10 protein-coding genes are annotated in these 11,980 nt (G+C 35.6%); 8 read left to right on the forward strand and 2 right to left on the reverse strand.

All coding sequences use genetic code 11. The annotated features are described in order from the left end of the window. Positions 1-331: 331 nt before the first annotated feature. A complete protein-coding gene (locus tag V7014_RS16180; RefSeq protein WP_335508468.1) occupies positions 332-1,624 on the forward strand; it encodes an MFS transporter in 1,293 nt (430 codons plus the stop codon). Positions 1,625-1,687: 63 nt separating this feature from the next. On the opposite strand, the gene V7014_RS16185 is transcribed toward V7014_RS16180, so the two are convergent. Beyond that, positions 1,688-3,844, reverse strand: a complete 2,157-nt coding sequence (locus V7014_RS16185) for a sigma 54-interacting transcriptional regulator (RefSeq protein ID WP_335508469.1) — start codon at positions 3,842-3,844, stop codon at positions 1,688-1,690. A 250-nt stretch (positions 3,845-4,094) separates the two neighbouring features. On the opposite strand from V7014_RS16185, the gene V7014_RS16190 reads away from it, so the two are divergent. From V7014_RS16190 to V7014_RS16220, 7 genes are all read left to right on the forward strand, one after another. After that, positions 4,095-5,684, forward strand: a complete 1,590-nt coding sequence (locus V7014_RS16190) for a long-chain-fatty-acid--CoA ligase (protein ID WP_335508470.1) — start codon at positions 4,095-4,097, stop codon at positions 5,682-5,684. Positions 5,685-5,936: 252 nt separating this feature from the next. Next, positions 5,937-6,851 carry an SDR family NAD(P)-dependent oxidoreductase gene (locus tag V7014_RS16195; protein WP_335508471.1) on the forward strand — a complete coding sequence of 305 codons (915 nt, stop codon included), beginning with the start codon at positions 5,937-5,939 and terminating at the stop codon, positions 6,849-6,851. A gap of 49 nt (positions 6,852-6,900) precedes the next feature. After that, a complete protein-coding gene (locus V7014_RS16200) occupies positions 6,901-8,079 on the forward strand; it encodes an acyl-CoA dehydrogenase family protein (RefSeq protein WP_335508472.1) in 1,179 nt (392 codons plus the stop codon). 59 nt (positions 8,080-8,138) lie between these two features. Beyond that, complete coding sequence (locus V7014_RS16205) at positions 8,139-9,224, forward strand: CaiB/BaiF CoA transferase family protein (protein ID WP_335508473.1); 1,086 nt, start codon at positions 8,139-8,141, stop codon at positions 9,222-9,224. A gap of 101 nt (positions 9,225-9,325) precedes the next feature. Continuing rightward, positions 9,326-9,733 (forward strand): FAS1-like dehydratase domain-containing protein, encoded by a 408-nt coding sequence (locus V7014_RS16210; RefSeq protein WP_335508474.1) that lies wholly within the window; start codon positions 9,326-9,328, stop codon positions 9,731-9,733. 11 nt (positions 9,734-9,744) lie between these two features. Continuing rightward, positions 9,745-10,125: a MaoC/PaaZ C-terminal domain-containing protein gene (locus V7014_RS16215; RefSeq protein WP_335508475.1), complete on the forward strand. Its 381-nt coding sequence runs from the start codon at positions 9,745-9,747 to the stop codon at positions 10,123-10,125. A 288-nt stretch (positions 10,126-10,413) separates the two neighbouring features. Beyond that, on the forward strand, positions 10,414-11,403 hold the full coding sequence (locus V7014_RS16220) for an MBL fold metallo-hydrolase (protein WP_335508476.1): 990 nt from the start codon (positions 10,414-10,416) through the stop codon (positions 11,401-11,403). Positions 11,404-11,466: 63 nt separating this feature from the next. Here the strand turns inward: V7014_RS16220 and V7014_RS16225 are convergent, their stop codons facing one another. Then, entirely contained in the window at positions 11,467-11,793 is a 327-nt protein-coding gene (locus V7014_RS16225; RefSeq protein ID WP_335508477.1) for a heavy metal-binding domain-containing protein, read from the reverse strand. Between the last annotated feature and the right edge of the window lie 187 nt (positions 11,794-11,980).

Genomic DNA, 11,980 nt, shown 5'->3' on the forward strand with positions numbered 1-11,980 from the left:
TTTTTACAGCACAATTTTGTGCAAAAAAACTGAATTAGAGTTAAAATTTCAACAATTTCGCTTTTACTACCTGGTCTTAGTTGTTGGCATAATAATTGCATATATACTAGTAACACAACTTTTTGTAACCGTTAACAAAGGAGTTTATAAAAAGGAAGTTGTGAGCATTTTTAGATAAGTAGAGGAGGGAAATTAGACTGAGGATGTAGTAGGTTGGATGAAGCTGTTAAGGTTGGGAGTAATCTATTTATGATTCATCCGTGTTGATTCTTTAGAACCCAAATTTGACTTTTCTCCGAAGTATGTTCAATAGAAAAGGAGTGGTTAGTAAGTGCGTTGGGGAATCCTAGCTTTTATGTTTTCATTGTACATTGTTAATTTTGCAGATAAATCTATTGCAGGATATGCGGCAGTTAGTATATCTAAAGAATTCGGTCTGTCCCCCTTACAGTGGGGCATTGTAGGAAGTAGTTTTTTCTGGTCATTCTTTATATCTAATATCTTTGGAAGTATGTTAACAGATAAATTTGGAACAAAAAGAATGTTTACCGTAATGGCTTTTTCATGGACAGCGCTTCAGTTTGGTGCTTTTTTTATCCACGATTTAACAATGCTTATTATTTATCGAATATTGCTAGGAATCTTTGAAGGCCCATTTTATGCGACGGCTATCACACAATTAAATTACTGGTTTGCACCAAAAAATCGCGGATTGGCTACTTCTATTTTTGCTTTTGGAGCAACTTTAGGGGGATTTGTTAGTGCTCCAGTGTTAGTTTTTCTTATTGGAAATTTCGGATGGAGAAATGCTTTTGGATCATTAGGACTCGTAAGCTTAGTTTGGGTTCTTCTATGGCTCTGGTTAGGTAAGGAACGTCCAGAAGTAAGTGTGGATCCTGAAACAGATCGATTAAAGAGTAGGACAGTTGGCCAACCAACTGCGAAACTAAAAGTAGCATTAATTAGTATGTTTTCAATAACGTTTATTTTCACCATTTTTGTTGGCTTTGCTTCATATTGGCAAGTAGCTTGGGGACAAACATGGTTGCCGTCATTCCTAATGGAAGCGATTTCACTTTCCCCGTCACAGATGAGTTATGTAATTGCTTTACTTGGTCTCGCAGGAGGGATTGTTGCAATCATCATTTCAACAATATCAGATTATGTGTTTAAGAAAACCGCTAGCTTCCATAAAGCCCGTATTTTAGTAACAGCACTTGCTGTGTTCACTGGTGGAGTTTTATACTACTCTATTACAGAAATTCGTGGAGTTGTTTGGGTGATTATTGCTATATGCTTAGCTAAAGGAATGCTAAACTCAGGAATGGTAATAGGATCGGTTATAGCGGTAAAGCTCGCTCCAGAGCGTTCCGCATTAATGCTCGGTCTGTTCGCAGGATTTGCAACAATGGGTGGAATAGTATCTCCAATCGTAACAGGCAAAATGCTTGAATTAGGTGGGAGTGATAAAATACTAGGATATGATTACGGCATACTAATTATGGCGGCATTTATATGTGTGGCTGCAATATTAATGCTTCTATTTGCAAATCCAGATAAGGTATTGAAAAAGAAGCAATCTAAACTAGAAGATGTAAATACGGATGAACTAATAGCGAAATAAACTTTGTAATTAAAAGGACTGTTACCAGCATTATAATAGCTAATTAACAGTCCTTTTTCATTATCAATTCATTCTTTTTAGTTTTTGGTAAAACTGTGATCGGCTCATTTCTAATAGTTTGGCCGCTGCAGTACGGTTTCCGCCTGTCTGTTTAAGAGCATTGATAATGGCTTCTTTTTCTGCGATAAGTAAGTTATTTTTATAGGATTCTAATACGGATTGGTCGGATAATTGGATTTCTATAGGTGAGTTATCTGATGAGGTTTTTGCTTCGGATTTAAATTGTGCGATTCTTTGTATATGTTCTGGCAGGTGCTCAACGTCAATAATATCACTATTTATACAATTCATCGCTCGTTCAATAACATTTTCAAGCTCTCTGACATTTCCAGGCCAATCGTAAGAGGTCAATAGCATCAGAGCAGTATAATTGATTTTCACATTCTCTAAACCTAGCAAATGACTAAATTTCTTAGTTATAGATGAAGTAAGAAGCGGAAGATCTTCTTTTCGTTTTCGCAGCGGTGGTATATTAATAACGATAACATTCAAACGATAAAATAAATCTTCTCTAAATTCATTATTGGCAATTAATTGGTTTAAATCTTTATTAGTTGCGGCAACGACTCTAACATTAACACGAATGGTTTTTGTTCCACCAACTCGCTCGAATTCTCTTTCTTGCAAAACGCGAAGTAATTTGACTTGCATAGAAAGCGGCATATCTCCAATCTCATCTAAAAAGATTGTTCCGTTATTGGCTAGTTCAAATTTGCCAGGTTTTCCACCCCGCTTTGCCCCTGTAAATGCTCCATCATCATAGCCGAAAAATTCAGATTCCCAAAGTTCACTTGGGATAGCGGCACAATTTACTTTAATAAAACTACCTGTCCGATGCGATGCTGTATGTATGCCACGTGCAAATAGTTCTTTTCCTGTGCCACTTTCACCTAAAATGAGTACATTTGAAATACTTGCTGAGGACTGTCGCGCTAATTTTTTTATACGTTCCATTTCTTTGTTTTTAGTGAGAATATCATCTAAATCGAAAGGTGTCCCACCAAGTTTTGAGAGCTCGCCTCGATAATAGGAATTTTCCTTCTCTAACGTGTCTAATCGAGAAATCACATGTTTCCATTTACTAAGATCTTTATAAATAATTTGTGCTAATGCTCCTACTGCTACTGTTTGTCTGAAGATAGGAATTTTCTTAATGAGACATCTGCGCTTATTTACAACAATTGCTTCTATTTTTGCCGATTGCAAATCCATAGAGAGAGCTTCTTCTAGTTTGATATCCGGGAAGAAATCATTTACAGGCTGACCGATTAAGGTGTTTTCATCTTGGTTTACTATTTCCGATGCAGATGTGTTAACCATTTCGATTTTACCTTTTTTATCTATTAATAGTAGGCCGTCATACGCATTATCGACAACAGTTTTGAGTGTACGCTCTAAATTTTTTGTTATTTCAAGCTCGTTTGCTATTTGCTCATAATTTGTTAAATCTTCAATGAGGATTATGCCTCCCCAGTATTGTGTTTCATCCGTAAGTGATTTTGCAGTAATAAGAAGTTTTTTTTCACCTAGTGTAATTTTGAGAAGAGGAGAAGCATCTGTTCGGTAATCGACTGTTGTTAACATTTGTTTTAATTGTGGTAATACCTCAGAAATATGGCTTCCAAAGATTAGTTTACTTGGCATGTTACACATTTGTTCAGCAGCCTGATTACTAACAACAATGGTACCATTCCGGTCTAAAGCAAGAATACCGGTTGGCATATACTTAATAAGAGTTTCTAATGAGTTTGTTAGAGAGTCAGATTTCGTTCTATAAAAGTTTATAATACTAGCGGAATCTAGAATGCCTTTAAAATGATTTTCTTCTGAGACGACAATTACCTGGCCAATTTTATGCTTCAAAAAGACTTGTTTTAATCCATACAAACGATCATTCTCGTAAACTGTTATGACAGGTCTTACGATATAAGGCATAATACTCTCATCAATTGGTACTTTTTCTTTCAGTGTATTTAGAAAAGTTGATATGGTCATAATTCCAATGATTTTTTCTTCCTCGTTGACGACTGGGATAATTTTTGATTTGTCTTTTTGAAATATAACTAAAGCATCGTATAAGGTATTCGTATTATTTAGTGTGGAAACATTATAGGTCATAAAATCTTTTACAGTGTATGTAAATGAACTTTTTATTTGCATACTTTCACTCCTTATTAAGTATCACTTTACTGTATTGAAAAAAACACACAAAGGTATTCGAATATATGTAAGCGTTTTAATTATCATACAATTGTGTTTTTTAAAAAACAACACTTATTTCTTTCGTAGGAAATTATCATTAATGATCCCTATTAATCATCCTTTTTTGAGAATTATAGATTTGGAATGCTTCTTGCATTATTGATGGTGGATAAGAATTTTTCATTTTTTTAACAAGAGGAGGAAAAAAATGAACAGACCTTGGCACAAGTTTTATCCAAAACAAGTTCCGTATGAAATATCTCCACCTACGTACAGGAGTGTGTATGAAATTTTACATCAATCAGCACAATTATATCCCACACATATCGCTATTATTGAGAATGATAAAGAAACTAGTTATTCAGAATTAAAAAAAGCAACAGATCGTCTTGCTTCAGCACTATATCAATCAGGATTTAGAAAAGGGGATCGTATAGCATTAATGCTTCCTAATTGTGTGGAATACGTTATTTCATATTATGCCATCCAGCGTTTAGGAGGTATTGTTGTTCAAGTGAATCCAATGTATCAACCAATGGAAGTTAAACATACGCTAGAAGATTCTGAAGCGACTTGGTTTATTAGTTATCAAGAACAAAAGAAGAAGCTAGAACAAATAAATTACTTAGACAAAGTAACGGCTATTTTTATTGATGGTAAAACGAAAGAGAGTTCTTTCTATGCATGGTTGCAAAAAGGAACTAGCAATGCACCCTCGATCGAGATTGATTTAGAGGAAGATTTATCAATTTTACAATATACCGGTGGAACAACTGGAAAATCGAAAGGAGTAATGATAACACATCATAATGTGCTTTGGAATTTAAAGCAAGGTATTTCTTGTCATGTTGGTACATATGAACAGCCTGGTGAACGTGTTCTTGGCATCTCGCCATTGTTCCATGGAATGGGATTGACGCATATGAATCAAGCACTATCCAGTGGAGCTACATTAATTTTGATAAGGCGTTTTGAAGTGAGTGCTGTGTTAAATATTATACGAAAGTTACGACCTACCGTATTTATAGGTTCGCCAACAATGTACATTGCCTTGCTAAATTATCCGGATGTAAATGAAGATGACTTGAAAGGCTTTAAATACTGTGGAAGTGGTTCAGCTCCTCTCTCAATGAAGGTAATGAAAGATTTAGAAGCAAAAACAGGGAACCCTATTATTGAAGGCTACGGTTTGTCAGAAGCAACAGCCTTTACTCATAGAAACCCATCTAGTGGGGTTAGAAAATTAAAGAGCATTGGAATACCTGCACCAAGTACGGATTGTCGCATTGTAGATTCAGAAACGGGTGAAGTAGATGTACCTATAGGGCAGCCTGGGGAAATTATTGTTAAGGGTCCTCAAGTGATGAAGGGTTATTGGAAGAATGAAGCAGAAACGATAGCAACGATTCGTGATGGTTGGCTATATACTGGCGATCTTGCCGTAATGGATGAGGACGGTTATTTCTACATTGTTGGTAGGAAGAAGGACATGATTATTGCCGGTGGATTTAATATTTATCCGAAAGAAATCGAGGAAGTTTTATTTCAACATCCTACTATTAAAGAAGTTTGTGTATATGGAATTCCTGACGCTTATCGTGGTGAGACAGTGAAAGCTGCCGTAGTGCTGAAAGATAAGACCTCAGTGACTATTGAGGAATTGAAAGATTGGTGTAAAGAAAGATTAACACGCTACAAAGTACCAACTCATTTTGAATTTAGAAGCGAACTGCCAAAAACCGCTGTAGGGAAAGTACTTAGAACCGCGCTAATTGAGCAAGAGAAGAATCATGTATAGATGTGTTTTTTCTAAAAAACTAAAAGTGTGTTTTTAAAAATACACTGTTTGGTTAAAAACACACTAGGTTTATTATTAAATCAATTTTACAATGGGATATCTGTTTTTATAAAAAATTCTAAAGCATGATTTAACGTGTTTCAAACATTTTTCTTTAAGTAGTTTAATTGATGGCACATTTATTGCAATTAAGCAAAGTATAGCTAAGGTTTGACCTTAAGTTACTAATAAATTCTAGTATGGAGGGTAATTATGAGAAGTCTTGAAGGAAAAGTAGCGATCGTAACAGGTGCAGGTAGAGGAATTGGTAGAGCGACTGCAATATTATTGGCGAGTGAAGGAGCTAAAGTAGTAGTAAATGATTTAGGTAGTGGTACGGCAGGAGGAGGACAAGATAACAAAGTTGCTGATGAAGTAGTGAACGAGATTAAACAACAAGGCGGCGAAGTGGTTGCCAACTATGATTCGGTTTCGGAAATGAAGAGTGCTGAAAACATTGTTCAAACAGCTATTGATACGTTCGGTCAAGTAGATATAGTTGTAAATAATGCGGGGATATTAAGAGATCGTATTCTCTATAAAATGACTGAAGAAGAATGGGATAGTATCATTGCTGTTCATTTAAAAGGTTCTTTTAATGTTACTAGAGCAGCGGTACCTTATTTTAAAGAACAAAAGAGTGGTAGTTTCATAAACATCACTTCAACATCTGGCTTAATCGGAAATGTAGGACAAGCAAATTATGCTGCTGCCAAACTTGGAATTGTGGGCTTAACAAAATCCACTGCTATGGATATGGAACGATTTAATGTAAGAGCTAATGCAATTGCACCATTTGCTTGGAGTCGCTTAATTGGTACTATGCCAACTGAAACAGAAGCTCAAAAGCAACGCGTTGAAAAAGTTAAACAAATGTCTCCAGAGCATATTGCACCTTTAATTGGTTATTTAGGAAGTGATGCATCATCACATATAACTGGACAAATATTCGGTGTTCGTGGAAAAGAAATTATTTTATTCTCTCAACCTCGACCTGTTAGGACCATTTCCAGTGCAGAAGGCTGGACAGTAGATTCAATTGGAGAGCATGCAATGGAATCATTAAAAACAGAATTCACACCTTTAGCTAAAACAGGGGATGTTTTTCCTTATGCTCCAATCGTCTAAGTGAGTAATAGAAAAGAGTACAAGCAATATAAATCTAGGAGGAATTAAAATGGTAGCATTATCTGTATTGAATACTCAAAATTCAAGTAGTTCGTATTACTCGGAAGAGCATAAAATGTTCCGTGAATCATTAAGAAAATTTTTGGAGAAAGAAGCAGAACCATTTTTTGATCAATGGGAACAAGAGCGCATGGTTCCACGTTCTTTCTGGGAGAAGATGGGGAAACAAGGTTTCATTTGCCCATGGGTAGACGAAGAATATGGTGGTATGGGCGTAGATTTTGGATTTGCAGCAATTATGAATGAAGAGTTGGGTAGAGTAGGGGCAGGATTAGGGGGCGTTACTGTACATAGTAATATTATTGTTCCTTATATTAGCTCTTATGGAACAGAGGAACAAAAGAAAAAGTACCTGCCAGGCTGTGTGAGTGGAGAAATCATTACTGCTGTTGGTATGACTGAACCAGGTACAGGATCTGATTTAGCTGGAATCACGACGACAGCGATTAAAGATGGCGATCATTATATTTTGAATGGACAAAAAACATTTATTTCAAATGGTATTCAAGCTGATTTAGTAATTGTCGCTTGTAAAACTGATCCAAAAGCGGTACCAGCACACAAAGGTGTAAGTCTATTACTTGTTGAAAGAGGAATGGAAGGTTTCTCAAGAGGGCGTAAACTAGATAAAATCGGTATGCACAGTCAAGATACATCGGAATTAGTCTTTGAGGATGTTCGTGTTCCAGCTGCTAATTTATTAGGTGAAGAAGGAAAAGGTTTTGTGTATTTAATGGAAAAGCTTCAACAAGAGAGATTATTAGCGGCTCTTGGTGCACAAGTGTCTGCTGAAGATATGCTAAATTTAACACTTCAATATGTGAAAGAGCGTCAAGCATTCGGAAAGTCCATCAGTAAATTTCAGAATACTCAATTTAAAATTGCGGAAATAGCTACACAAGTTCAACTAGGGCGTACGTTTGTGAATGATCTTCTTGAAAAACATATGGAAGGGCAAGATATCGTAACAGAAGTATCGATGGCAAAGTGGTGGATTTCTGACATGGCGAGACGAATTTCAGCGGACTGTGTGCAACTTCATGGCGGATATGGATATATGGAAGAATATAAGATTGCTAGACGATACCGTGATATTGCAGTAGCGCCGATTTTTGCAGGTACAAATGAAATTATGAAGGTCATAATTGCAAAACAATTAGGAATGTAAGGGCTTTCCTACTTCTAGGGTGGGGAATTTAAAATATAATTAGAAAGGAAGCATGTAAAATGTTGAATGGAATTCGAATTATTGATTTCACTCAGTACCTTCCAGGACCTCATGCTACTTTACGGCTTGCGGATATGGGGGCTGAAGTGATAAAAGTAGAATCTCCATCAGGTGATCCTTCTCGTGCATCATCAAGCGAACATGGTATTGGTTTTGTTTTTCAAGCCCAAAATCGTGATAAAAAAAGTATGGTATTAAATTTAAAAGAAAAGGCAGATCAACAAGCTGCATTAGACTTAATAGGCACTGCTGATGTAGTCATTGAAGGCTTTCGCCCAGGCGTTATGAATCGCCTAGGTATTGGATACGAACAAGCACTTCAATGCAAAAAAGACATTATCTATTGTTCCGTTACAGGTTACGGACAAAGCGGTAGTATAAGTCATTTAGGTGGTCATGATATTAACTATTTATCATTGAGTGGGGTACTTGCCCAATTTAAAGATCAAAATGGTCAACCTATCTTACCTAGTACAACCATTGCGGATTTTGTTGGTGGAATAACAGCTACAGAAAGAATTTTAGCTGCCTTAGTAAGACGAGGAAGTACAGGTGAAGGTGCTTTTATTGACATTTCGATAACAGATTCATTGTTATCGCTTATGTCTAATCATGTGATGATTGAAAGCTTAACAGGGGACCAGCATGGCATACCAAGAGTTAATAGTAAACACATTTGTTATGGTATTTATAAAACGAAAGACAATAGATATGTAGGTTTAGGAGCGTTGGAACCTAAGTTTTGGAGCAATTTTTGTAAGAATGTCAATCGTGAAGATTGGTTATCGGCACATTTTTCATTAGCTAATGATGAAAATCCTGTTTTTCTTGAAGTAAAAGATTTATTTGCTAATCGTACGTTAGCGGAATGGGAACAGTTTTCAAAAGAAGTTGATTGCTGTTTAACACCAGTTCTTGAAACGAGTGAATTATATTCTCATCCAACTTATCATGGTCGAGGGATGATTGTTGAACAAAATCATCTCCGCTATATGTCTACCAAATATGGTATGGGTGAAGAAAAACTAGAAGAATTAATCTCTCCGCCAGCACTAGGCGAGCATACGTTGGAATTTAAGTGTTGATCTTGTATGTATAATCAGAATATGTAAAGTTAGGAAAAAATACACAAAATCAATACAAAGATGCATTAAAGACTGAATTTTCAAATAGAAGGAGGCGTAGTATGTCTCCTAAACTAGAAGATAAAATTGGAATGAAGCTAGAAACATTTACATTTAAGGTAGAACAGGGAAAAAATCTTGAGCTTGCTAAGGCAATTGGTGATCCGCATCCAGACTATCAAGATGGTACATCTTTATTGCCAACTTTCCCGACTGTCATTGAGTTTTGGGGAAGTAAAGTTTCGAATGGTGCTGCTTTGGGTTTAAATATGTTAAAAGTTCTTCATGGTGAACAAGAATATGAATATCTTGGAAAGATTAGACCAGGAGATGAAATTACCGTAACAGGTGTTGTAGAGGATGCCTATACAAAAGGTACTATGAACATGATGGTTGTAAAGAAAGAATATGTAAATCAAGAGGATAAGCTGGTTTTAATAGCTCGCTCCACAATTATTGAAAGACATTAGGAGGAATGATTATGGAAATCGGAACTCAATTAAAGCCTTTGCAAAAAGAAGAAGTAACTCATACACAACTTGTACGTTATTCTGGAGCTTCTGGTGACTTTAACGTTATTCATTCCGTTGAACACGAGGCTATTAAAGCAGGGATTGGTGGCGTTATCGCACATGGTATGTTAATCATGGGTTTTATTGGCCAAGCAATTGGAACATGGTTTGCAATTGATCAACTTGCCAAATTTTCAGTTCGTTTTCGTGCAATGACAAGACCAGGTGAAAGAGTAACAGTCAAAGGAAAGATTGTGGACGAAACAGAAACACGCTGGATTTGTGAAGCGGTTGCAGTTAATGAAATAGGAGAAGTAAAAGTAAGCGCGAAATTTGAAGTGGAAAAATAATGATATATGTTCAAGAGTAGGATGGATAACAAGCTAGTTGTTTCCATCCTATTTTTACAGTTTAAATGGATAGGAAGTTGTTTCAAAAAATGAAATAGAAATTTATGAAAATAATCTAAAGATCTTACATAGAAGTTGTCTTGAAACAAAACAACTTGTCCGATTAATCGCAAAATATAATCGATTTATTATAACAAAACCTTTGTTTTATAGAAGTGGTTAATGGCACAAAATTTGCATTGGAGGAATGTATAGAAAGCTATTAACAAGAGAAAAGGATGAAGAAATATGAAATACGAAAAGATTGGTCCTGTTGAGGTAATAATTGGTGAGAATAAAAGTCGTGTGCCATTTTCTACGTCCATAGTCATTAAAGGCGATGAACATTCTACAATGCTTGACTGTGGTTCAGGTTACGTGGCGTTCGATCATATAAAAAAAGAACATAGTGTTAAGGAAATTTATCTTACGCATCATCATTTAGATCATATGTGGGGGGCGCATTTTTTTAAAGCAGCCAAAACGTATATTAATCAATTTGATTACAAGAAAATCTCAAATCTCGAAGATATTGCGAAGTCAGAGGCGATACTAGCTATTAATAATGGGATGGATTGGTGGAATCAAGAACGAAAACAAAAGGAACAATTACTGGATATTCAAATCAATCGAACATTACAGGTTTCGGATGTGTATGAATACAATGAGCCCATTCATATGTCAGGACAAGATGTAATAATGATTCATACTCCAGGACATACAGAGGGATTTTGTTGTCCTTATATTGTTGACCAAGGTATTCTGTTGATTGGTGATATCGATTTAACTTCATTTGGACCTTATTATAGTGACAGAGACAGTGATATTGATAGCTTTATTGCATCAGCAAAGCGAACGTTAGAAGTTGATGCCAGCTATTTCATTACATCTCACCAAAAAGGTACATTGCGTAAAGAAGATTATAAAAGTCATCTTATAGTCTATTTAGATGTTATTGAAAGAAGAGAAGAGAAGATTAAGCGGCACATAAGAAATGGAAATAAACCAGCTGACTTAGTTGGTATCGAAGTATTTTACTATAACTATCAATTGGAGAAGGGCCTTGGAGTAATGAAGAGTGAAAAAGTTGGAATAGCGAAGCACTTACAACGATTAATCAAACATGGCGAACCTCTTAAAGAATATTACGAAGAGTATATTAAAGCCCATAATTTAAACAAAGAGTTCTTAAGTTATAAAGCTAGTCCATCGTTAACATGTAGTTACAAAAATAATTGAACTTCAATTAAGAAAACTCAGTTCAGAATTGAACTGAGCTTTTCTTATACAAGTAATTCCTTCTTATTGTTGTTCAACTCTTACAAATGTACCGCTCACAACGCATAGCATCATGCTTTCGCTAGCACCTACTGCACCGAAATCAAAGTCAATACCGACGATTGCATTTGCACCTTGTGATGCTGCTTTTTCTTTTAATTCTTCTAATGCAGTATTAGAAGCTTCTTCAATTTTTCCTTCATATTGGCCAGAGCGACCACCAAACATATCTGTTAAACCAGCTAAGAAATCTCGTCCGATATTGGCACCCATGATTGCTTGAGAAGTCCCGACACCACAATATTCAACTATTTTATAACCTTCTAATGTTGGAGTTGTTGCAATAATCATTGATTTTTTCCTCCTTTTCAAATTATACAATTAGTTTAACACAATCAAACAATAATTAAGGTCATACTATAAATAAGATTGCTTTTCTCATAAAATAACTAATTACCTTAACTGTGGTACTACAGTCTTCAATCTTATATTTATATTAAGGTGAAAATAAAATGCTATAATATACATGGAGGTTGGC

Origin of the sequence: Bacillus sp. JJ722, assembly GCF_036963345.1 — a bacterium.
Lineage (GTDB): Bacteria > Bacillota > Bacilli > Bacillales > DSM-1321 > Bacillus_AD.